We start from the raw sequence: 22,201 nt of genomic DNA, 5'->3' as shown, positions 1-22,201 counted from the left end.
GTCGGCACCGGTCAGCCCGGCTCGCCTGCCGTACGGTCGGCGGGCCGGCGGGCGTCCCGCGCGGCAAGCACCGCCTCGGCCAGCTCCACAGGCCGCCTGGTGCTCACCACCCAGAACGGGGTCGGGTCGGCCGGGTCGTCGAGGACCACCTGCACGGCGCCGCCGATCCACGGTCGCTGCACCACGAAGGCGAGCGGGTCCGCGCCCACGCCGAGGACCTCACGGCGGCCGGCCACGTCCAACGGGACCACGTCGGCCACGAAGCGCACCGGCAGCCGGGCGTCGTCCACCCGCAGCTCCGAGTCGACGACCGCGACGCGGATCCGGCCCAGCCACCACATCCCGGCGGCGGTGACCGGCAGCAGCACCGCGAAGGGCACCCAGGCGCGGGGGCCGGAGCCGCCCATCCAGATCTCGACGGCCAGCAGCGCGGCGGCCACCAGCCCGGTCAGCCACAGCCACCAGGGCAGGTCCAGCCGTTCGGCGTACGCCGGACGGGCCGGGACCGACGGCCGATCAGCGGACGGGGAGGGCGACATGCTCACTCCTGCGAGGGTACGGCGCACGGCGGGCCGGCCAACCGGCAGGATGGCAGGGTCACCGGAGACAACCGGACGAAGAGGGGACCCGTGACCGACGTCGTACCCGTGCCCGTACGGCTGCTCGATGCCGAGCTGCCGCTGCCCACGTACGCCCATCCCGGCGATGCCGGGGCCGACCTGGTGGCCGCCGCGGACGTGGAGCTGCCGCCCGGTGGTCGGGCCCTGGTGCCCACCGGCGTGGCCGTCGCCCTGCCGGAGGGGTACGTGGGCCTGGTCCATCCGCGCTCCGGCCTGGCGGCCAGGCTCGGCGTGACGGTGCTCAACGCGCCCGGTACGGTCGACGCCGGCTACCGGGGTGAGATCATGGTCAACCTGATCAACCATGATCGGGACACACCCGCGAAGATCTCCCGCGGCGACCGGATCGCCCAGCTCGTGGTCCAACGGGTCGCGCGGGCGCGGTTCGCGCCGGTGGCCGAGCTGCCCGGATCCTCGCGTGGTACCGGCGGGCACGGCTCGACCGGCGGGCACGCCGGGCTGGTGCCGTCACCGGCCGGCCAGGAGTGGGCCGACCAGCGGCGGGCCGAGCCGGGCCACGGGCAGACGGAAGAGGTGGCAGGGTGATCGTGAACAGCGGAGGGTGGGCGCAGTGATCTTCTCCCGAAAGCGGGCCGATGCCGGGCGGCACACCCGCGACGAGCGGACCACCGAGGTCCTCGACGAGGGCGCCGGAGCGTCGGGGCCGGCGCTCGTGCGCGGGCCGTACGACATCTCCGAGGTCGACGACGAGGTGCAGCGGCTCGACCTCGGCAGCCTGCACATCCCGGCGGTGGCCGAGGTGGAGGTGCGGGTGCAGGCCGACCCGCAGGGCGTGGTCCAGCAGGTGGTGCTGGTGCACGGGGACAACGCGTTGCAGCTCGGCGTCTTCGCCGCCCCCCGGTCCGAGGGGATCTGGGACGAGGTGCGCGAGGAGATCCGGCAGTCGTTGCTGCAGGACGGCGCCTCCGCCCAGGAGGTCGAGGGCGAGTACGGCCCGGAGCTGCACGCCCAGGTGCGCACCCCGGACGGCCCGACGAACCTGCGGTTCGTCGGCGTCGACGGGCCGCGCTGGATGGTCCGCGGTGTCTTCCAGGGCCCGGTGGCCACCGACCCGGCCAGCGCCGGGCCGCTCGCCGAGTGCCTGGACGGCCTGGTGGTCGACCGTGGCCAGGAGGCGAAGCCGGTCCGTGAGCCGCTGCCGCTGCGACTGCCCCGCGAGATCGCCGACCAGGCCGGCGCCGAGGGCGGGGACGAGTCCGCCGCCTCCGAGCCCCGCCAGGTCTGACCGACCGAACACCGGCCCGCCGGAACCGGGCCCGTCGGCGTACGCTGGCGGGACGGTTCCGGCGTCGCCGGAGTCGGGCCGGAGCCGGCCGGAGCCGGCGAGCGTGGAGAGGGTGACACGGAGGTCATGACGACCGACGAGAGCCGGGTGTCGCTGCGGCGCATCCTGCAACGGTTCACCGCCAGCGAGGCCGAGATCGACGCGCAGGAGCTGCGTCAGGAGAGCGCCGAGTGCGGTGGCGTCCTGGCCCAGCAGTGCTCCCGGGGCCAGGTGGTCTCGGTCGCCGGTCGGCTGCGCACGGTGGTCTACACGCCGCGCACCAACCTGCCCACCCTCGAAGCCGACCTGTACGACGGCAGCGACGTCGTCACCCTGGTCTGGCTGGGCCGGCGGCACATCTCCGGGATCGAGCCGGGGCGGCACCTGACCGCGCGCGGTCGGGTGGCCATGCGCGACGAACGCAAGGTCATCTACAACCCGTACTACGAGCTGGACTCGCCGAAGTGACGGCACCGCGGACGGAAGGCCGGGCATGACGACGGGACAGCACCGGGCAGCACAGCCGGAGACCGATCCTCCGCAGGAGGACGAGACACTGCCCACGATCGCCGAGCAGATGGCCGACCAGCTCGGCGGCTGGCGGGGGCTTGTCGAGTCGAGCATCCCCGTGGTCGTCTTCGTGCTCGCCAACATCATCGGCGACCTCCGGCCCGCCGTGATCGCCTCGGTGGCCGTCGCGCTGCTGATCGCCGGGTTGCGGCTGGCCCAGCGCCGGCCGATCCGGCACGCGGTGAACGGTCTGTTCGGTGTGGGCATCGGCGCCGCCATCGCCTGGCGCACAGGTGACGAGCGGGATTTCTACCTTCCCGGCATCCTCTACGGCATCGGCTACGGCATCGCCCTGCTGATCTCGGCGGCCGTCCGGCAGCCCCTCGTCGGGTGGATCTGGTCGGTGCTCGTCGCCAAGGGCCGCGCGGAGTGGCGGGCCGACCCGAAGCTGGTGCGCACCTTCACCCGGCTGACCGTGCTCTGGGGCGTGGTGTGGCTCGCCAAGGTGGGCGTCCAGGCCGGGCTCTACCTCGCCCACCAGGACACCGCGCTGGGCGTGGCCCGGCTGGCGCTTGGCTACCCGCCGTACGCGCTGCTGCTGCTCATCACCGTCTGGACGGTGCGCCGGGTCACCCGGGAGCCGCAACCCACCCCACTGCCCGGCGCCTGAGCGACCGCGCCACCCACGCCCGGCGGCTGCTCAGCGTGAGCCGCGGGTCCGCTCGACGCTGTCCGGGCCGAGGATGACCGCGCGGACCTCGTCCTCCACCTCGGCGGTGCAGACGAAGATCAGCTCGTCACCGGCCTCGATGGGGTCGTCCGGGCTGGGCACCAGGACGCGCTTGCCGCGCAGGATCGCCACCAGGGCGGAGTCGCGGGGCAGTGGCACCGCGTGGATGGGCTGACCGACGTAGGGCGCGGTCGGCGGCAGGGTGATCTCGACGAGGTTCGCCTCGCCCTGCCGGAAGGTCATCAGGCGGACCAGGTCGCCGACGGTGACCGCCTCCTCGACAAGCGCGGCCATGACCCGCGGCTTGCTCACCGCGACGTCGACGCCCCACTGCTCGGTGAAGAGCCACTCGTTCTCGGCACGGTTGACGCGGGCCACCACCCGGGGCACCGCGAACTCGGTCTTGGCAAGCAGCGACAGCACCAGGTTGGTCTTGTCGTCACCGGTGGCCGCGACGACCACGTCGCAGCCGGCGACGTTGGCCTCCTCCAGGCTGGCCACCTCACACGCGTCGGCGAGCACCCACTCGGCGGCCGGCACCCGGTCCGGCCGGAGCATCTTCGGCTGCCGCTCGATGAGCATCACCTGGTGGCCGTTCTCGATCAGCTCCTGGGCGATCGAGCGGCCCACGTTGCCGGCGCCCGCGATGGCGATCCGCATGGCTCAGTGCCCCCCTTCCGGCGGCGTCGCCGCCACCGACGTGACGGTCGCCACGATGTCGTCGCTGACCAGCATGAACACCTGGTCGCCCTCCTGCACGACTGTGGACGCGGTGGGCAGCGTGCCGATGCCGAAACGGATCAGGTAGGCCACCCGCGCGCCGGACGCCTCCTCCAGGACGCGCACCGGCCGGCCGATCCACTCCTTGTGCACCGGGACCTCGACGATCGACACGGTGCTCGTGGGGTCGCGGAAGATCTCCACGTTGCCCTCCGGCACGAGGTGCCGCAGCATCCGGTCGGCGGTCCAGCGCACCGTCGCCACCGTGGGGATGCCCAGCCGCTCGTAGACCTGGGCGCGGCGCTGGTCGTAGATGCGGGCCGCGACGCGGGACACGCCGAACGTCTCGCGGGCCAACCGCGCCGAGATGATGTTGGAGTTGTCGCCGCTGGAGACGGCCGCGAAGGCGTCCGCGCGCTCGATGCCCGCCTGGCGCAGCACCTCGCCGTCGAAGCCCGCCCCGGTCACCGTGATGCCGGCGAAGTCGGGGCCGAGCCGCCGGAAGGCGTCAGCGTCCTGGTCGATCACCGCCACCGAGTGCCCCCGGGACTCCAGGCTGTGGGCGAGGGTCGACCCGACCCGGCCACATCCCATGATCACGACGTGCACGCTGTCCCTCCCAAGGTGCGTACCGCTCCCGCTGCCGGGTCTGACAGGTGCGAGCCTGCCACGTCCCGGCGGCCAGCGGGGATCGACCGTACCCCGTCGTGGTGAGCAGCGACGATCGCCCACCCCCGTGCTTCCGCGATGATGGTCGTACCCTTGGCGTTCGTGGCCAGTCCCACCTCGCTGCTGAAGCGGCTGCTCCTCGGTCGACCGTTCCGGTCCGACCGCCTGCAGCACACCCTCCTGCCGAAGCGCATCGCGCTGCCCGTGTTCGCCTCCGACGCGCTGTCCAGCGTCGCGTACGCGCCCGACGAGATCCTGCTGACCCTGTCCATCGCCGGTGCCTCGGCGCTCCTGTTCTCCCCGTGGATCGCCCTCGCGGTGGTCGTCGTGATGCTCACGGTGGTGGCCAGCTACCGGCAGAACGTGCACGCCTACCCCTCCGGCGGCGGCGACTACGAGGTGGCAACCGTCAACCTCGGCCCGAAGTTCGGGGTCGGGGTGGCCAGCGCCCTGCTTGTCGACTATGTGCTCACGGTGGCCGTGTCGGTCTCCTCCGGCGTGGCCAACCTCGGCTCGGTGGTGCCGTTCGTGGCCACGCACAAGGTCATGATCGCGGTGATCGCGGTGGTGCTGCTCACGGCGGTCAACCTGCGCGGCCTGCGCGAGTCGGGCACCGCCTTCGCCATCCCCACCTACGGTTTCGTCATCGTGATGGGCGGGATGCTGCTGACCGGGCTGTTCCGCGTCTTCGTGCTTGGCGACGACCTCCGTGCGCCAAGTGCCGACCTGGTCATCCAGGCCGAGCACAGCGTGACCGGTTTCGCACTCGTCTTCCTGCTGCTGCGGACGTTCAGCTCGGGGGCCGCCGCGCTCACCGGTGTGGAGGCGATCTCCAACGGCGTGCCGGCGTTCAAGGCGCCGAAGAGCCGCAACGCCGCCACGACGCTGCTGCTGCTGGGCGCGATCGCGGTGAGCCTGCTCGTCGGGATCATCTGGTTGGCCCGGCTGACCCACCTGCAGTTCGTCGAGGACCCGGCCCTGCAGATCGTCTCGGGCCCCGACGGGTACGTGCAGAAGACGGTGACCACCCAGCTCGGCGAGACGGTCTTCGGCTCCGGGTCGTTCCTGCTCTACGTGGTGGCCGGGATGACCGCGCTCATCCTCTTCCTGGCCGCGAACACCGCGTTCAACGGCTTCCCGGTGCTCGGCTCGATCCTCGCCCAGGACCGCTACCTGCCCCGCCAGTTCCACACCCGGGGCGACCGGCTGGCCTTCTCCAACGGCATCACCTTCCTGGCGCTCTTCGCGATCGTGCTGATCGTCGGGTTCCAGGCCGAGGTGACACGCCTCATCCAGCTCTACATCGTCGGCGTCTTCGTCTCGTTCACCGTGTCCCAGGCCGGCATGATCCGACACTGGAACCGACGCCTGCGCACCGAGCGGGACCCGGAGGCGCGTCGCCGGATGCTGCGGTCCCGGGCCATCAACACCTTCGGCATGGGTCTGACCGGCACGGTGCTGGTGATCGTCCTGATCACCAAGTTCCTGCTCGGCGCCTGGATCGCGATCGCCGCGATGGCGGTGATCTACGTGCTGATGCTGGCCATCCGCAGGCACTACGACCGGGTCGCCACCGAGCTGACCCCGCCGGACGAGGGCCGGGCCGTGCTGCCCGCCCGCAACCACGCGATCGTGCTTGTCAGCAAGCTGCACCAGCCGACGCTGCGGGCCATCGCGTACGCCCGGGCGACCCGGCCGGACACGCTGACAGCGGTGACCGTGAACGTGGACGAGAAGGACACCCGCGACCTGCAGGCCGACTGGGAGCGGCGGGAGATGGCGATCCCGCTCACAGTCGTCGACTCGCCGTACCGGGAGATCACCCGCCCGATCCTGGACTTCGTCGCCTCCACCCGCCGCACGTCACCCCGCGACGTGGTCACCGTCTTCATCCCGGAGTACGTGGTGGGGCGCTGGTGGGAGAACCTGTTGCACAACCAGAGCGCGCTGCGCCTCAAGGGCCGGCTGCTCTTCGAACCGGGGGTGATGGTGGTGAGCGTTCCCTGGCAGCTCGCCTCGACGGCGAGCAAGAACCTGGACCGGCTGGACGCCACGCTCTCCAACACGCCGGCACGCGGGCCCCGGGGCACCGTGCCGCCGCCGGTCGCCGTACCGCCGCCGGACGAGCCCGGCCCGGTGGGCAGCGAGACCGTCGGGAACGGCCGTGACTGAGCGGACCGCGCCACCAGTGGCGGCCGAGCGTGGCCCGGCCGAGGAGCAACGTGGCCTCGCGGAGGCGGAGCGGGTGGAGCTGACCGTCGACGCGGTGGCCCCCGGCGGGCACTGCGTGGCCCGGGTGGACGGGCAGGTGGTGTTCGTCCGGCACGCCCTGCCCGGCGAGCGGGTGATCGCCGAGGTCACCGAGGTGCACAAGGGGTTCGTCCGAGCCGACGCCGTGACCGTGCTGGACCCCTCGCCGGACCGGGTGGAGCCGCCGTGCCCGTACGCGAGGCCGGGCGCCTGCGGCGGCTGCGACCTGCAACACGTCGCCCCGGACGCGCAGCTGGCCTGGAAGACCGCTGTGGTGCGCGAGCAGCTGGTGCGCCTCGGTGGGCTCACCGACGCCGAGCTGGACCGGCTCGGCATCCGGGTCGAGGCGCTGCCGGGCGGGCTGCTGGGGTGGCGCTCCCGGGTCCGCTACGCGGTCGACGCCGCGGACCGCGCCGGTCTGCTCAAGCACCGCTCGCACGAGGTCGTGCCGATCGACAAGTGCCGGATCGCCCACCCCGCCATCCAGCAACTGCCGGTGCTCAGCCCGACCGGCACGCGCTGGCCGGCGGCCGAGGCGGTGGAGACCGTCGCCAGCACCGGCGGGGACGTGAGCGTCGCGGAGGTCCGCGACGGGGTGGCCACGCCGGTGAGCGGGCCCACCGAGGTCCGCGAGGTGGCCGCAGGGCGGGACTGGGCGCTACCCGCGTCCGCCTTCTGGCAGGTGCACCCGGCGGCGGCGGACACCCTGTCCACGGCCGTGCTGGAGCTGCTCGACCCGCGCCCGGGGGAGGTGGCCTGGGACCTCTACGGCGGCGCCGGACTGTTCGCCGCCGGGCTGGCCACCCGCGTCGGCGCGTCCGGCCGGGTGACAGTGGTGGAGGCCGCCGCGCACAGCGTCGCCGCCGCCCGGGAGAACCTGGCCGACCTGCCCCGCGTGGAGGTGGTGGCGGCCCGGGTGGAGACCGCGCTGGCCCGCCGACGGATCACCGGCCCGGTCGACGTGGTGGTGCTCGACCCGCCGCGCTCGGGCGCCGGCGCCCCTGTGGTGCGCGCGCTCACCGCCGCCGGCCCGCGAGCTGTCGCGTACGTGGCCTGCGACCCGGCGGCCTTCGCCCGGGACGTCCGCACGTTCGCCGAGCGCGGCTGGCGGCTGGCGGCGCTGCGCGGCTTCGACCTGTTCCCGATGACCCAGCACGTCGAGCTGCTGGGGCTCCTGCTCCCGGTCGACGCTCCCGATGTGGATCGGCCCTGACCAGGCGCTCAGCCGCCCACTGGGGTGCGCGCGGCTCGGGCCAGGCTGCGGAGTGTCGGACGGCCGATAGACTCTCCGGTCATGAGTGTTGAAGAGGACACGGCCAACCACGGCCGGCTGCTGGGGACGGTTCGCGGTCCGCAGGACGTCAAGCGGATGTCGGGCGAGGAGCTGGAAGTGCTCGCCGCCGAGATTCGGGACTTCCTGATCGCCAAGGTCTCCCGCACCGGCGGGCATGTCGGGCCCAACCTCGGTGTGGTCGAGCTGACACTTGCCATGCACCGCGTCTTCGACTCCCCCCGGGACCGGCTCCTGTTCGACACCGGCCACCAGGCGTACGTGCACAAGATCCTCACCGGGCGCCAGGCCGGCTTCGACAAGCTCCGCCAGCGCGGTGGCCTCTCCGGCTACCCCAGCCAGGCGGAGAGCGAGCACGACCTCATCGAGAACTCGCACGCCTCCACAGCGCTCTCCTACGCCGACGGCCTGGCCAAGGCGTACGCCCTGCGGGGTGAGGCGCGCAGCGTCGTGGCCGTGGTCGGCGACGGCGCGCTGACCGGCGGCATGTGCTGGGAGGCGCTGAACAACATCGCCACCGCCGGCAACTCCCTCGTCATCGTGGTCAACGACAACGGCCGGTCCTACTCGCCGACCATCGGCGGCCTCGCCGACCACCTCTCCTCGCTGCGGCTCAACCCCGGCTACGAGAAGGTCCTCGACACGGTCAAGGACGCTCTCGGCTCCACGCCGCTGGTCGGCAAGCCGATGTACGAGGTGCTGCACGCCGTCAAGAAGGGCATCAAGGACGCCGTCGCGCCGCAGGCCATGTTCGAGGACCTCGGCATCAAGTACGTCGGCCCGGTGGACGGGCACGACGTGGCGGCCGTCGAGTCGGCGCTGCGCGCGGCGAAGAACTTCGGCGGCCCGGTGATCGTGCACGCCGTCACCCGCAAGGGGTACGGCTACCGCCCGGCCGAGGAGGACGAGGCGGACTGCCTGCACGGCCCCGGCAGCGCCTTCGACGTGGAGACCGGCGCGCTGCTGGCCGCCCCCTCGGTGAAGTGGACGCACGTCTTCGCCGACGAGCTGCTGGCCATCGCCGACGAGCGGCCGGACGTGGTGGGCATCACCGCCGCCATGGCCGAGCCGACAGGCATCGCCAAGCTGGCCCGCAAGTACCCCGAGCGGGTGTACGACGTGGGCATCGCCGAGCAGCACGCCGCCACCTCGGCGGCCGGCCTGGCGCTCGGCGGCCTGCACCCGGTGGTCGCGGTCTACGCCACCTTCCTCAACCGCGCCTTCGACCAGGTCCTGCTGGACGTGGCGATGCACAAGCTGCCGGTGACGTTCGTGCTGGACCGGGCGGGCATCACCGGCCCGGACGGCCCCAGCCACTACGGCATCTGGGACATGTCCGTCTTCGGGGTGGTTCCCGGCCTGCGGATCGCCGCTCCCCGGGACGCCGCCACGCTGCGCGAGGAGCTGCGGGAGGCGTTGGCCACCGACGACGGCCCGACAGTCGTGCGGTTCCCGACCGGCGCGGTCGCCGCGGACCTGCCGGCGCTGCGCCGGGTCGGCCCGGTCGACGTGCTGGCCGAGTCGGCGCGTACCGACGTGCTGCTGGTCGCCGTCGGCTCCTTCGGCCAGCTGGGCATGGAGGTGGCCGCCCGGGTCGCCGAGCAGGGCTACGGCGTCACGGTCGTCGACCCCCGCTGGGTCCGTCCGGTCCCGGCCGAGCTGGTCGAGCTGGCCGCCCGCCACCGGCTCGTGGTCAGCGTCGAGGACGGCGTCCGCGTCGGCGGCGTCGGCGACGCTCTCGGCCAGGCCCTGCGCGACGCCGACGTCCGGGTGCCGCTCAAGGACCTGGGCGTACCTGCCGACTGGCACCCGCACGGCACCCGCGCGCAGATCCTCGCCGACCTCGGCCTGACCGCCCAGGACGTGGCGCGCGACGTCACCGGCTGGATCTCCCGCCTGGACGCCACCCCGGACCGGCTGACCCCCACGAAGACTCCGGCCCAGAACTGATCCGGCGCGACCCGACGGCGGGTGCCCCGCGGGGCGCCCGCCGTCGGGCCTTCGGTTGCCGTGCTGCGGCTCTCGCCCCCGTCTGTCGGGGCGGAAAGCGCACGATCGCGGGGGCGGGGGCGGGGGCTCAGCGGGAGCGGGGGCGGGGCTCAGCGGGAGCGGGGTGTCACCGAGCGGTAGTGGGTCTTGTCGGTGTTGGCCAGGCTGTAGGTCTGGGTGCGGGCCGGCTCGGGGACGACCACCAGGCCGGGGCGCTCCACCAGCAGCGGGGTACCGGGCGGCACCGACAGGGAGCTGTCCCTGGTGGCCCGCCAGCTGAGCACCACAAGCGGCTGGCCGGGCACCGGAAGCTGGTAGGTCTGCAACGGCGTGGCCCGGTCGGCAGGTGAGACCACCGGCGCGCTCCCGTCCGCCGGCCGGTAGACGACAGCTGTCATCGTGCCGGCGTCGGTGTCCCAGCTGAGCTGCTGCAACTCGGCCGGCTCGCCGCCGCCGAGGGCCACCTCGCCGAGCGAACGGACCGAGAGCTTCGCCATCGGCCAGGAGGTGGGCACCGACTTCGGCGCGTCCCGGTCGCCGATCCGGCGCGGGATGCTGCCGAACGGACCCCGCTCGCCGGCCAGCACACAGGTGTCCAGCCCGGTGAGCGCCCGCCGGCCCGCCCCGGACTCGTCACGGACCAGCGGATAGCGCGGGTCGGTCGTGCCGGTGCCCAGGTCGAGCAGCCGGTCGGCGGCCCGCCCGCGGGGCAGCGACTCGGTGGCCCGCAGGGTCGCCGTCACGGCGACCGCCGTGCAGGCCGGCACGTCGACAGGGGCGCTGAGGCCGTCGGCGACGGTAAGCGCCCGGCCCTGCGGCCCGAGCAACTGCTGCACCCGGGCGGAGACCAGGTAGCGCCGACCGCCGGCCGTCTGCACCGGCAGCACGTCGGAGTAGACCAGGTAGCCGGGGTCGGTGTACTCGGTGGCGCGGGCGATCGCGTACCGGCCGCCGTCGCCGGTGAGTTGCAGCAGCCAGGACGCGCTCTCGCCGGGCACGTCGGCCGCGACCAGGGCCACCGGCGCCCCGTCGACCCGGCCGGAGAAGAGGATGCCGGACGAGGGCAGGTGCGCCCGGTCGTCGGCCGGTGAGCGCCAGTCGCGCACGGCCCTGGTGACGGCCGCCGTCGCCGCCGCGTCACCGGCCAGGTCACCCCGGGGCGGCCACACCGCAAGCGTGCCGTCGAGGCTGTCGTACCCCACCCGCAGGTCGCGGGGTGTGCGCTCGGCGACGGGACCACACGCGGTGGTGGCCAACAGGGCGCTCAGCAGGACGGTGAGCGCCCTGCCGTGCCGGCGGCCCGGAGTCACCTGATCCGCCCCCGATCGCCTCGCCGTCGTTGTGGGAAAGCGCCATAGTACGAGATGTCCGACGCCAAGCCGTCGTTGGCCGCCCCCAGACCCACCACAATGGACGTCACCGGGGCTTTAGTGCCTTTTCGCCGCTCGGGTAGACTCCGCCGACTGTGACGCCTGCCGAGTCCCGCGCCCTGTCCGCGCCGCACCCGGAGGCGGCCGGCCCCGACGAGACAGTGAGCCACCACACTCGCCGCTCTTCCCGGACCAGGGCCGTCGGCGCTCCCGGCGGTGCCGCTGCCTCGGCCGCCCGTGCCGGAGCGGCAGTGCAGACCGTAGAGCCCGAGACCGAGCGCGAAACCGAGCGCGACCCCGAGTCCAAGCCCGAGCGCGAGCCCGAGCCCACGGCGGAGGCCGAGCGCGAGCCCGGGACCGAGCGCGAGCGCGTGAGCGCGCCGACGGCGGCCGCCGCCGCGCCGGCCGAAGCCCCGCCGGCAGGGCCGATCGAGTCCCCGCCGGCTGCGCCGGCCGAAGCCGTGCCGGCCGAAGCCGCGCCGGCCGAAGCCGCGCCGGCGGGCGTGCCCGTCGAAGCCGTGCCGGCGGGCGTGCCCGTCGAAGCCGCGCCGGCGGGCGTGCCCGTCGAAGCCGTGCCGGCCGGCGTAGCGACGGAAGATGACGGCGACGACGCCGAGGGGGATGGCGAGCCGCGCCCACGTCGGTGGGCCCGCTGGACCCGGTGGCGGCAGCACCTGGCGGTCGGCGCGCTGTTCCTGCTCGCCGCGGTCTGGGTGACCAGCCGGATCTGGCTGGACCCGGCCGGCCGGGTGGCGTCGCTCTACACCGGAGATCCGGCCCAGGTGCAGTTCTTCCTCGCCCACTCGGTGCGCGTGGTGCTGCACGGCGAGTACCCGTTCTACACCGAGCAGTTCAACTACCCCGACGGCGTCAACCTGATGGCCAACACGGCCGTGCTGGCGCTGGGCATCCCGATGGTGCCGGTGACCCTGCTGTTCGGGCCGGCGGTGTCCTTCGTGGTGCTCGTGACGCTCGGTCTCGCCGGCACCGCCATGGCCTGGTACCTCGTGCTGCGCCGCCACGTCGTGCGTACGCCGCTCGCGGCCGCGGCCGGCGGCTGGTTCTGCGGGTTCTCCCCGGCGATGCTCTCGCACGCCAGTTGGCACCCGAACATCATCAGCCAGTTCCTGCTGCCGTTCATCGTCTGGCGGGTGCTGGTGCTCACCCGCTCGCGCCGGCCGGTCCGCGACGGCGCCCTGCTCGCCCTGCTGGTCAGCGCGCAGGCGTTCATCAACGAGGAGATCCTGCTCTTCACGGCGCTGGCCTGCGGAATCTTCCTGCTCGCGGTGGTGGCCCAGGAGCCGGCCCGCTGGCGGGCGGCGTGGCGACCGCTGGCGGTCGGCGTCGCCGCCTGCGCGTTGCTGGCCGGGGCGCTGCTGGCGTACCCGCTGTGGGTGCAGTTCGCCGGGCCGATGGCGTACCACGGGCTCAGTGACGCCGTGCAGGACTACGGCAACGACATCGCCGCCTTCTTCGCCCCCGGCTCGGCCACCCTCGGCGGCAACCAGCGGGCCAACGTCAACCTGGCCCCGAACTACTCCGAGGAGAACGCCTTCTTCGGCTGGAGCCTCTCACTGCTCGCCGTCGGCGTCGTGGTGTGGCTGCGGCGGGAGATGGTCGTGCGGGCTCTCGCCGCGACCGGTGGCTTCTTCGCCCTGCTCTCCCTCGGCGAGCGGATCTCCTGGTGGGACCGGGAGCTGATCACCGGGCCGTGGGAGCTGCTGGTGCACCTGCCCCTGCTGGACGCGGTGGTGCCGACCCGGTTCGGCCTGATCACCACGGTGATCATCGGTCTCCTGCTCGCGCTCGCCGTCGAGCGGGCCTGGGCGCTGCGCCCCGCCGAGCGGCGTACCGTCCGGACGCTCACCGCCGCCGGCCTGGCGTTCGCGCTGCTACCGATCGCCCCGATGCCGCTGCGGATGGTCTCCCGGCCGCCGGTGCCGGAGTTCATCACCGCCGACCGCTGGCGGGCGTACGTCGGCCCGGACCAGACGCTCGTGCCGATCCCGGTGCCCAGCATGGGCAACACGCACGGCATGCGCTGGGCGGCGGCCACAAACCTCGACTTCAAGATCCCGGGTGGCTACTTCCTCGCCCCCCGCAACGGCAACACCGGCGACCCCGGTCGTTTCGGCGGCCGGCCGAGCGGGGTGGGCCAACTGCTGGAGGAGGTGGCGACCACCGGCCGGACCCCCAAGTTGGACGACCGGCAGCGTCGGCGCTTCACCGACGAGCTGCGGCACTGGCACGCGGCGATCCTGGTGCTGCCGATGCGTCAGCAGCACGTCGAACCCCTGCGGCGTACCGTCGAGGAGCTGGTCGGCCCCGGTCGGCAGGAACTGGACGTCTGGGTGTGGGACGTTCGGACGCTCACCGACCGCTCGGTCTGATGACGAGAGCGACGTCGTCGGCGGCGGAGACGACGCAGACGGCGAAGGCGGTGGCCGCGGCGGTCGGTCCGTCGACCGCGCGTCCACCCCGGCCGGCGTGGCTGCCGGACGCGCTCGTCATCGCCGGCTACCTGGGGTTGGCGGTGCTGCTGACGAGCGCCCAGTGGGGCCACCCCGGGCGGCTGTTCCACCAGGCCGGCGACCAGGTGCTCTTCGAGTGGATGCTCGCGCACGCGGCACACGCCGTCGTCGCGGGGGAGAACCCGCTGTTCAGCACCGCCCTGAACGCCCCGGACGGGGTCAACCTGATGGCGAACACCTCGGTGCTCGGCCTCGGCGTCCCACTGGCCCCTGTCACGCTGCTGTTCGGCTCGCAGGTGGCGTTCTGCGTGGCGGTGGTCTGCTGCCTCGCCGGCACCGCGGCGGCCTGGTACGCGCTGCTGCGCCGTCGACTGGTCACCGCCCGCTGCGCCGCGGCGCTCGGCGGGCTGGTCTGTGGCTTCGCCCCCGGCATGATCGCCCAGGCCGGGGCGCACCTGCACGTGGCCGCCCAGTTCCTGCTGCCGGCGATCCTCGCCCTGGCGTTCCGTCCCGAGTCGAGACCGCGCCCGGTGTGGCGACCCGGTGTGGGCCTCGGGCTGCTGCTCGTCTGGCAGGTGTTCATCGGCGAGGAGGTGCTCGTCTTCCTGGCGCTCGCCGCGGGGGTGTTCGCGCTGGGCTACGCCCTCGCCGACCGGGCCGCCGCCCGCCGCCTCGCGCCGTCCCTGCTCGGCCGGATCGCGGTGGCGGCCGTGGTGGCGGGCACGCTGCTGGCGTACCCGCTGTGGTTCCAGTTCCACGGGCCGCAGCACTACACGGGGATGGCCTTCGCCGCGCACGGCTTCCAGCTCGACGCCGCCTCGTTCACCGCGTCGGCCCGGCAGACAGTGCTCGGTGACGACTGGCTGCCGGGGCTGCTCGCGCCGAACCCGACCGAGGAGAACTCGTTCTTCGGGCCCGGGCTGCTGGTGCTCGCCGTGGTCACCGTGAGCTGGCTGTGGCGACGGCCGCTGGTCCGCGCGCTGGCCTGCTGCGGTGTCGTCTTCGCCCTGCTGTCGCTCGGCACCGACCTGCGGGTCGACGGCGCCGCCATCGGCATTCCGGGTCCGTACCGGCTGGTGGCCGGGCTGCCGCTGCTCGACCTCGCGGTGCCGGCCCGGTTCGCGCTTGTCTGCGTGCCGGTGCTGGGCGTCCTGGTGGCGCTCCTCGTCGACCGGGTCCGGGCGGCTCGCCGGTCACCTGCAGTGCCGGGACTGCCGGTACGGCTGCTGGGGGCCGGCGCGGTGGCCGCCGCGCTGCTGCCCCTGACGCCGACGCCGATCCGGGCGGTGCCGACAGCGCCGGTGCCAGGATTCGTCGCCGACGGCGGGTGGCGACCTCTGGTGCCCGCGGGTCGGACCGTGGTGGCGGTGCCCCCGGTGACCGGCGCCGCGCTGAGCCCGGTGATGCTCTGGTCCGCCCGCACCGGGCTGGCGTTCCGCGCCCCGGGCGGGTACTTCATCGGACCGAGCGGCCCGCACGACCCGGCGGCCCGCTGGGCGCCCCGGACCGGCCCACCGCCGTGCTGCTGCGCCGGGTCGCCGAGACCGGCGCGGTGCCGGTGCTCACCGAGGCCGACCGCCGCCAGGCCGCCGAGGATCTGCGGCACTGGCGGGCCGCAGTGGTGGTGCTCGGCCGGCTGACGCACGACGAGCCGGTCCGCCGGACCGTCGAGGAGCTGCTCGGCCCCGGCCGCCCGGTCGACGGCGGCTGGATGTGGGACGTGCGCGCCCTGGTCGGCTAGCGCTGATCCACGAGCGCGCGGACGTCCCAGACCCAGACGTCGTCTACCCGCTGCGGCGGCCCGATCAGTGCGGTGACCAGCTCGCGCAGTACCGCCTCGCGCGGGTGTGCGCCGAGCACCACCACCGACGCCCGCCAGAACCGCAGATCCTCGACGGCCTGGCGGCGGTTCTCGTCGGTGAGGACGGGTACCACTCCCGCGTCCATCGTGGAGTAGACGAGGCTGCTGGTGGGCCGGTTCGGCGCCCCGAAGACGCCCTCGCCCAGCTCGTTCGGCCCGATGAAGTAACCGCCGGGTACGGGGAACTCCTGCCCGGTCAGGGCGCTCCAGCGCAGCGTGGGCAGACCGTGCACGTTGCTCGGGATCGGCACCGGCACGAGGGTCCGGCCCTCCGGCACGTAGGGCCGCCAACCGCCGGCGGTGATGAAGTGCGGCGGCGGGTCGATCTGCTGGGCGGGCAGCGGCCGGGGGAACAGCGGCAGCAGGGCGAGTGTGACAGCCGCGTACCCCAGCGGGCGCAGCCACCGGCGGCGCGGCGCGACAGGCGCGGTGGCGGCCTGGTCGTCGGACGTCGCCGGCTCCCCGGCGGTCGCCGGCTCGCCGGAACGCGGGGCCGGCACGCGGGTCGGCGCGGCCACCGGACGGCCCTGCCGGGCCGCCGCGTCCCAGGTCAGCGCCAGGAGTACGCCCACCGCGGCGGCGACCACCAGGGTCAACCGGGTCGGCATCATCATCTCGACGAGCGGCAGGTCGTCCGACACGTACGACCAGGGGCCGCGCACCCCGGTCTCCACACCGTCGAAGCGCACCCGTGGCCCGATCGCGGCCACCGTGAAGACCACGATCAGCACCGCGACGATCCGAGCGGGCAGCGACCGGCGCACCAGCAGCACGAGGGCCACCACCGACAGCAGCACAAGCGGCCAGCCGAACCAGGTGTTCTGCTCGGTCATCCCGATCGTCTGCTCGACAGCCGGGTCGCCCGCCCAGGTGTCCCGGGCGAAGGTCACGAAGGCGACCAGGTCCTCGCCCCAGTTGTGGAACACGCCACCCTGCAGGCCACGGTAGGACTGCGGGCCGTTGAACTGGAACCAGATCGGGTACGCCGCCAGCAGCAGGGCCAGCCCGCCGGCGACGCCCAGCCCGGCCAGGAACGGCCCGGCCGCGGCGCGCGTCGCCCGTGGCCGCTGCACCGCGTACGCCAGCACGACGACCAGGCAGGCCAGCGCCGTGAGCAGCAGCATCTCCTCGTTGATGAAGATCTGGTACGCCACCAGCACCCCGAGCGCCAGCCCGTTGCGCCGCCACCGGCCCGGCTCGCCCATCCGCAGCACCCGCACCACGATCAACGGCAGCAGGTAGTTGGACACGAAGTTGGGCTGGCCGTTGGCGTGGTGGATGATGCCCGGCGCGAAGCCGAGGAACGCCCCGCCGACGAACGCCGCCGCCCGGGAGCGCACCAGGTGCCGCGAGAGCATCCAGTAGGAGGTGCCAGCGGTGGCCGCCAGCGCCCCACCCAGGTAGAGCGCGTACGTGACCTGCGGGCCGAACAGCATCGTCAGTGGCGACAGCGGCAGAGTCACCCCGAGCAACGAGGTGTTTGCCATCATGTTCACCCCGTCCGGGGCGTTCTGTCGGGCCGTGAACAGGGGGTTCTCCAGGTGCTGCACCGAGTACGCCCCGTGCGCGAACAGCCACTCGAACCAGCTGTGGTCGGTGGGCAGGTGCGACGAGACCCGACCGGTCACGTCCCCCCAGTAGTGCAGGCAGACGAAGACGCCCAGCACCACATAGGCTCCGAGGGCCAACAGGTCGGCTCGGGCCGGGCGGCGTCGAGGCCGCCGTGTCGGCTCGACCTCGGCCGGCTCGGCGTCGGTCACGGGATTCAACGAGGGGTCTACCACCGGCACAGCCACGACGCGCCATCGTACAGGCGAGGATGCGTCGCTTTTGCCGGCCCGGTACGTTCACGGCCGGTTTGCCGGGGCGGCCTCCGGCCGGCCGCACCGGCGATGGAGGGACGGCCGTTGTCGATCATCGAGCTGGGCGAGGTCCGGGACGAGCCCGAGTCGCTGCCACCGGTCCGCCGCCCGCGCGCCGCCGACCGGCGGCTGCGGGCGGTGGCGGTGCTGCTGCTGGCCCTCGTCGTGCTGGCCGCGGCGGCTCCGGCGCCTCGGCGGTCGGCGGCATCGGTGCCCGCCGCGCCGGGCGCCTCCGCGTACCTCACCGAGGCCGGTGTCGTCGTGGTCGACGCCACGACGCCCACCGGGGACCGCTACCTGACCGCCTACGCCCTACCCACGGCGAACGACGAGAGCGTCGTGCGGCGTCGGTGGCGGACGGCGCTGGCGCGCACCGGTGACTACCTCGCCGTGTGGGCCCGCCGCGGGTTGCTGCTTGCCGTGGGTGTGAGCAGCGCGAACAGCACGCTCGAGACGACCGCCTACGACGCCGGGACGGGTCGGCAGCTCTGGCGTCACCCCGGGGTGGCCCGGTGGACGGCCGACGGGGGCCTGCTCCTCCTGGACGAGACGATCGAGGGGTCGGGCGCGGTGCGCAAGGTGACGCCCGACACCGGCGTCGTCCAGTGGACGGTCTCGGTGCCGGTCTCGGGCAGCCCCGAGCTCCACGGTCCACCCGATCGGGTCGACCAGCTCGTGCTCGTTCAGCCGGCCGGAGAGGTCCAGGTGTACGACGCCGGTTCCGGTCGCCTGCTGAGCGGCGTCGACACGCTCGTCGGTGCCCGGTCGGCGTTCCAGCGGGTGCAGGTCGTGGGCGACCTGGTGCTGCTCGTCCCACCCGGCAGCACCGGGCTGGTCGCGTACGGCCTGCCCGGGCTCGATCCGGTGTGGACGTCCCCGGTGCCGCTGGTGTCCTGGGCGACCACCTGCGGAGAGCTGCTGTGTGCGGTCCAGCAGACCGGCGGCATCCAGGCCGTCGACCCGGCCACCGGCACCGTCCGCTGGGCCGACCCCGGCCCGGACATGCTCGTCGACGTCCGGGGGGACCGGCTGCTGGTGACCGGGCCCGACCAGCGGTACGCGGTCCGCGACGCGGCGACCGGACAGGAGCGCACCGAGCTGGGGGAGTGGCAGATGGTGAGTCAGGTGCGGCCCGGCGACGAGCTGCTCGGCGTGCGGACGGCCGGCAGCGACCTCGTGGTCGCCGCGTTGGACCTGCGCACCGGAGAGGCGTCCATCCTGGATGTGCTGCCGGATGTCGCGGGTGGGTGCCAGGCGGCGCTGCCCGTCCTGCTCTGCCGCCGCGTCGACGGCTCGACCGGCCTGTGGCGGCTGTCCCGGTGACCGGTCCGGTGATCGACCTCGGGGAGCTGCGGCACGGGCCGGACCTCGACCCGCCGCCCCGCCCGTCGGCGGCCCGCGGGCGGCCCCTGCGGTGCGCGCTCGTCCTCGTGCTGCTGCTGGCCGGCCTCGCCGCCTCGGGGCCGTTCCACAGGCGCGAGGTGGTGACGCTGCCGGCCGATCCCGGCGCCGACGCGCTGGTCTCCGGCGACCTCTTCGTCCTCGTCGAGCCGCTCGGCCGGACGGGGCAGCGGCGGATCACCGCCACCCGGCTGCCCGGCGGCGAGCCGGCCTGGCAGGTGCCGTTGCCGGCCGAGGGCCGGTACTGGGGAGTCGCGCAGCAGGGCGAGACGCTGCTGGTCACCGGTCACGAGGTCGGCTCGGACGGTCAGGGGACGCTCACGATGGCGCTGGACCGCCGGACCGGGGCGTACCGCTGGCAGCAGCCCGGCAACCCCGCCGCGCTTCCCGACGGCAACATCCTCATGTGGTCCGCCCTCAGCGACGACCAGCCCGGCGCCCTGCGCGGGGTCGACCCGTGCTGCGGCACGGTGCGCTGGCAGGTGCCGATCAACCCCGGCGGTGAGTTCGTCTTCCGCGACGGCGAGCACGGGGTGGATCGCCTGGTGGTCGCCCGCCCGAGTGGCCCGACCGAGGTCCGCGACGCGACCACAGGCGTGGTGCTGGCCCGCGCCGACCTGGGCGCCTCCTCAGGTGGGTCCGGCCGATCGGTGCAACTGGTGGACGACCTGCTGCTCACCATCGGTGGCCCGTCGCCCACGACCACCGCGTACGGGCTCGACGATCTGCGCCAGCGGTGGCGCGTGCCCGTCGACGGTGCGATGTACGCGTCGGACTGCGGCGTCGTCATCTGCGTGCAGACCCGCTCCGGCGGGATGCGGGCGCTCGACGCCGCGACCGGTCGGGAGCTGTGGGGGAGCGACCGCTGGGGGTGGGTCTGGCCGTACGCCGGTCGGCTCGTGGCCACCACTGTGAGCAGCGCCGGTCCCGGCGCGGAGGACCTGGTCGTGCTCGACCCACCGACTGGCCGGGTGCTGGCCGAGCTGGGTCGGTGGGAGCTGGCCCGGTTCGCCCCCGGCGACCCGCTGATAGGCGTACGCCGCCTTTCCAGCGGGGGCCTGCTCGTCGCCGAGCTGGACGTCAGCGCTGGCCGGGCACGGTCGCTCGACGTGCTGAGGGACGCGTCCGGCGACTGTCAGGCCCTCCCCGCGCGACTGCTCTGCCGGCGCCGCGACAGCGCGTACGGGCTGTGGTCGTTGCCCCGCTGACCTCCGGTGGGTCGGTGCGGGCGGCGAGGGAGGATTGTTGCCCGCCGGCACTAGGTTGTCGGTGGTCAGCAGCGAGGAGGCCGGGATGCGGGTACTGGTGGTGGAGGACGAACGCAACCTCGCCGATGCGATCGCGCGCGGGTTGCGCAAACGGGGCATGGCGGTGGACGTGGCGTACGACGGCGACGCCGGCCACGAGGCGGCGTTCGTCACCCGGTACGACGTGGTGGTGCTCGACCGCGACCTGCCCGGCGTGCACGGCGACCAGATCTGCGCCGACCTCGCCGCCTCCGGGGCGTTGACCCGGGTGCTGATGCTCACCGCGAGCGGCACCGTGGCCGACCGGGTGGAGGGTTTGCAGCTCGGGGCGGACGACTACCTGCCCAAGCCGTTCGCGTTCGACGAGTTGGTCGCCCGGGTGCAGGCGTTGGGCCGGCGGGCCACCCCGGCCGCGCCGCCGGTTCTCGAACTGGCGGACCTGGTGCTCGACCCGGCCCGCCGGGTCGCCACCCGCGCCGGTGTGCCCATGGACCTGACGAACAAGGAGTTCGGCGTGCTCAGCGAGCTGCTCAAGGCGCGTGGCGCGGTCGTGTCAAGCGAGGAGCTGCTGGAGCGGGTGTGGGACGCCAACACCGACCCCTTCACCACAATCGTCCGGGTGACGGTCATGACGCTGCGCCGGAAGCTCGGCGATCCGCCGTTGATCGAGACGGTGGTGGGGGCGGGTTACCGCACGGCCGAGGTCCTGCCGTGAGCCGGCCGGCCCGGCTGCGACCCACCCTGCGGTTGCGGTTGACGCTGCTCAACGGGGTGCTGCTGGTAGGCGCGGGCGCGATCCTGGTGCTGCTGGCCTGGCTGCTGGTCCGCGACGCGCTGCGGCCCACCGACGAGCTGCTGCCCGGCACGGTGGTGGTGCTCTCCGACAACCGGACGATGGACGCCGCGCAGTGGCAGCGGCAGCTTGTCGACGCCGCCTCCGGGGAGCTGCTGGCCAAGGGCCTGGTGGCGCTGTTGGCGATAAGCGTGGTCGGGGTGGCCGGCGCGTACGCCGTTGCCGGCCGCGCGCTGCGCCCCCTGCACCAGGTCACCGCGACCGCCCAGCGGCTCGGCGAGGCGACGCTGGACCAGCGGATCGGCTACTCCGGTGCGGACGACGAGGTGGCCGAGCTGGCCAAGACGTTCGACGCGATGCTGGACCGGATCGCGTCCGCGTTCGAGGCGCAGAAGCGCTTCGTGGCCAACGCCTCACACGAGCTGCGGACCCCGCTCGCCGTGATGCGGACCGAGATCGACGTGACGCTCAGCGACGGTGACGCGGACGCCGCCGAGTACCGCCGGATGGCGACAGTCGTCCGGGACGCCTCGGAGCGGGCGAACAGCCTTGTGGACGCGTTGCTGGTGCTGGCCCGCAGCGAGGCCCAGACCGGCCGGCGACTGGGCCGGCGTACCGAGTGTGACCTCGCGACGGGCACCGCGAACGCGCTGTCGGCGATGCGCCGCGAGGTGGAGCGGATCGGCCTGCGCGTGCAGACGTCGCTGGAATCCGCGCCCGTGGTCGGCGATCCGGGGTTGCTCGACCGGCTGGCCGGCAACCTGATCGAGAACGCCGTCCGCTACAACCACCTGCACGGTCGGCTCTGGGTGCGTACCGGCACCGACGGCGAGCGCTCGTGGCTGGTGGTGGGCAACACCGGTTTCGAGGTGGACCAGGCCGACGTGCCGGGGCTGTTCGAGCCGTTCCGGCGCGGTGGCCGGGAGCGCACCGGGGCGCGCGGCTCGGGGCTGGGCCTGTCCATCGTCCGGGCGGTCTGCCAGGCGCACGGCGGCACCGTACGGGTGGTCGCCCAGCCCGGCGGCGGCCTGGAGGTGACTGTCACCCTGCCGACTGCGGACGCCCCGGCGGTGACCGGCCCGGTGCCCGCCGGCGGCTGAAACGGGGTTGCGCGCGGGGATCGGCCGCTGGC

The 22,201-nt window shown here is 73.9% G+C and carries 18 protein-coding genes; 13 read left to right on the top strand and 5 right to left on the bottom strand.

Features of this window, described 5'->3' with window-relative positions; translation table 11 throughout:
- Window positions 1-11 precede the first annotated feature (11 nt).
- Window positions 12-539, bottom strand: a complete 528-nt coding sequence (locus OOJ91_RS32295; protein ID WP_266251547.1) for a DUF3093 domain-containing protein — start codon at window positions 537-539, stop codon at window positions 12-14.
- A 90-nt stretch (window positions 540-629) separates the two neighbouring features.
- Between OOJ91_RS32295 and dut the strand changes: the two genes are divergently transcribed.
- From dut to OOJ91_RS32275, 4 genes are all read left to right on the top strand, one after another.
- Window positions 630-1,166, top strand: coding sequence for a dUTP diphosphatase (gene dut / locus OOJ91_RS32290; RefSeq protein WP_266251027.1), 537 nt, complete (start codon window positions 630-632; stop codon window positions 1,164-1,166).
- A gap of 25 nt (window positions 1,167-1,191) precedes the next feature.
- Window positions 1,192-1,866 (top strand): DUF3710 domain-containing protein, encoded by a 675-nt coding sequence (locus tag OOJ91_RS32285; RefSeq protein ID WP_266251025.1) that lies wholly within the window; start codon window positions 1,192-1,194, stop codon window positions 1,864-1,866.
- Between the two features lie 126 nt (window positions 1,867-1,992).
- Entirely contained in the window at window positions 1,993-2,373 is a 381-nt protein-coding gene (locus OOJ91_RS32280) for an OB-fold nucleic acid binding domain-containing protein (RefSeq protein ID WP_007456937.1), read from the top strand.
- Between the two features lie 25 nt (window positions 2,374-2,398).
- Window positions 2,399-3,085: a DUF3159 domain-containing protein gene (locus OOJ91_RS32275; protein WP_266251022.1), complete on the top strand. Its 687-nt coding sequence runs from the start codon at window positions 2,399-2,401 to the stop codon at window positions 3,083-3,085.
- A 30-nt stretch (window positions 3,086-3,115) separates the two neighbouring features.
- Here OOJ91_RS32275 and OOJ91_RS32270 read toward each other — a convergent pair whose 3' ends face one another.
- Together OOJ91_RS32270 and OOJ91_RS32265 are read right to left on the bottom strand one after the other, a co-directional pair.
- Window positions 3,116-3,805, bottom strand: a complete 690-nt coding sequence (locus tag OOJ91_RS32270; RefSeq protein ID WP_007456939.1) for a potassium channel family protein — start codon at window positions 3,803-3,805, stop codon at window positions 3,116-3,118.
- Between the two features lie 3 nt (window positions 3,806-3,808).
- Window positions 3,809-4,474 carry a potassium channel family protein gene (locus OOJ91_RS32265; RefSeq protein WP_266251020.1) on the bottom strand — a complete coding sequence of 222 codons (666 nt, stop codon included), beginning with the start codon at window positions 4,472-4,474 and terminating at the stop codon, window positions 3,809-3,811.
- A gap of 162 nt (window positions 4,475-4,636) precedes the next feature.
- Between OOJ91_RS32265 and OOJ91_RS32260 the strand changes: the two genes are divergently transcribed.
- The 3 genes from OOJ91_RS32260 (at window position 4,637) to dxs (ending at window position 10,025) form a co-directional block, all read left to right on the top strand.
- The gene (locus OOJ91_RS32260) at window positions 4,637-6,706 is read left to right on the top strand and encodes an APC family permease (RefSeq protein ID WP_266251019.1); all 2,070 of its coding nucleotides are present in this window, start codon (window positions 4,637-4,639) and stop codon (window positions 6,704-6,706) included.
- On the top strand, window positions 6,699-7,997 hold the full coding sequence (locus OOJ91_RS32255) for a class I SAM-dependent RNA methyltransferase (protein ID WP_266251017.1): 1,299 nt from the start codon (window positions 6,699-6,701) through the stop codon (window positions 7,995-7,997). Before OOJ91_RS32260 ends, OOJ91_RS32255 begins: the two co-directional genes overlap by 8 nt.
- A gap of 81 nt (window positions 7,998-8,078) precedes the next feature.
- On the top strand, window positions 8,079-10,025 hold the full coding sequence (dxs, locus tag OOJ91_RS32250; protein ID WP_266251015.1) for a 1-deoxy-D-xylulose-5-phosphate synthase: 1,947 nt from the start codon (window positions 8,079-8,081) through the stop codon (window positions 10,023-10,025).
- 149 nt (window positions 10,026-10,174) lie between these two features.
- Here the strand turns inward: dxs and OOJ91_RS32245 are convergent, their stop codons facing one another.
- On the bottom strand, window positions 10,175-11,374 hold the full coding sequence (locus OOJ91_RS32245; protein WP_439117149.1) for a hypothetical protein: 1,200 nt from the start codon (window positions 11,372-11,374) through the stop codon (window positions 10,175-10,177).
- Between the two features lie 632 nt (window positions 11,375-12,006).
- Between OOJ91_RS32245 and OOJ91_RS32240 the strand changes: the two genes are divergently transcribed.
- A complete protein-coding gene (locus tag OOJ91_RS32240) occupies window positions 12,007-13,824 on the top strand; it encodes a hypothetical protein (protein WP_439117161.1) in 1,818 nt (605 codons plus the stop codon).
- Window positions 13,824-15,545 carry a hypothetical protein gene (locus OOJ91_RS32235; protein WP_266251013.1) on the top strand — a complete coding sequence of 574 codons (1,722 nt, stop codon included), beginning with the start codon at window positions 13,824-13,826 and terminating at the stop codon, window positions 15,543-15,545. Before OOJ91_RS32240 ends, OOJ91_RS32235 begins: the two co-directional genes overlap by 1 nt.
- Before the next feature lie 97 nt (window positions 15,546-15,642).
- On the opposite strand, the gene OOJ91_RS32230 is transcribed toward OOJ91_RS32235, so the two are convergent.
- Entirely contained in the window at window positions 15,643-17,556 is a 1,914-nt protein-coding gene (locus OOJ91_RS32230) for a hypothetical protein (protein ID WP_266251541.1), read from the bottom strand.
- Between the two features lie 117 nt (window positions 17,557-17,673).
- Here OOJ91_RS32230 and OOJ91_RS32225 point away from each other — a divergent pair, with 117 nt between their 5' ends.
- The 4 genes from OOJ91_RS32225 (at window position 17,674) to OOJ91_RS32210 (ending at window position 22,169) form a co-directional block, all read left to right on the top strand.
- Window positions 17,674-18,951, top strand: coding sequence for an outer membrane protein assembly factor BamB family protein (locus tag OOJ91_RS32225; RefSeq protein WP_266251011.1), 1,278 nt, complete (start codon window positions 17,674-17,676; stop codon window positions 18,949-18,951).
- A complete protein-coding gene (locus tag OOJ91_RS32220) occupies window positions 18,948-20,237 on the top strand; it encodes an outer membrane protein assembly factor BamB family protein (RefSeq protein ID WP_266251009.1) in 1,290 nt (429 codons plus the stop codon). The genes OOJ91_RS32225 and OOJ91_RS32220 overlap by 4 nt, the downstream gene beginning before the upstream one ends.
- An 85-nt stretch (window positions 20,238-20,322) precedes the next feature.
- On the top strand, window positions 20,323-20,991 hold the full coding sequence (locus OOJ91_RS32215) for a response regulator transcription factor (RefSeq protein ID WP_039907546.1): 669 nt from the start codon (window positions 20,323-20,325) through the stop codon (window positions 20,989-20,991).
- Window positions 20,988-22,169 (top strand): sensor histidine kinase, encoded by a 1,182-nt coding sequence (locus OOJ91_RS32210; protein WP_266251006.1) that lies wholly within the window; start codon window positions 20,988-20,990, stop codon window positions 22,167-22,169. The genes OOJ91_RS32215 and OOJ91_RS32210 overlap by 4 nt, the downstream gene beginning before the upstream one ends.
- Window positions 22,170-22,201: the final 32 nt, after the last annotated feature.

Source organism: Micromonospora lupini (genome assembly GCF_026342015.1).
Lineage (GTDB): Bacteria > Actinomycetota > Actinomycetes > Mycobacteriales > Micromonosporaceae > Micromonospora > Micromonospora lupini_B.
Note: the sequence above shows the minus strand (reverse complement) of the source record. Positions and strands in the feature narration are given on the sequence as shown.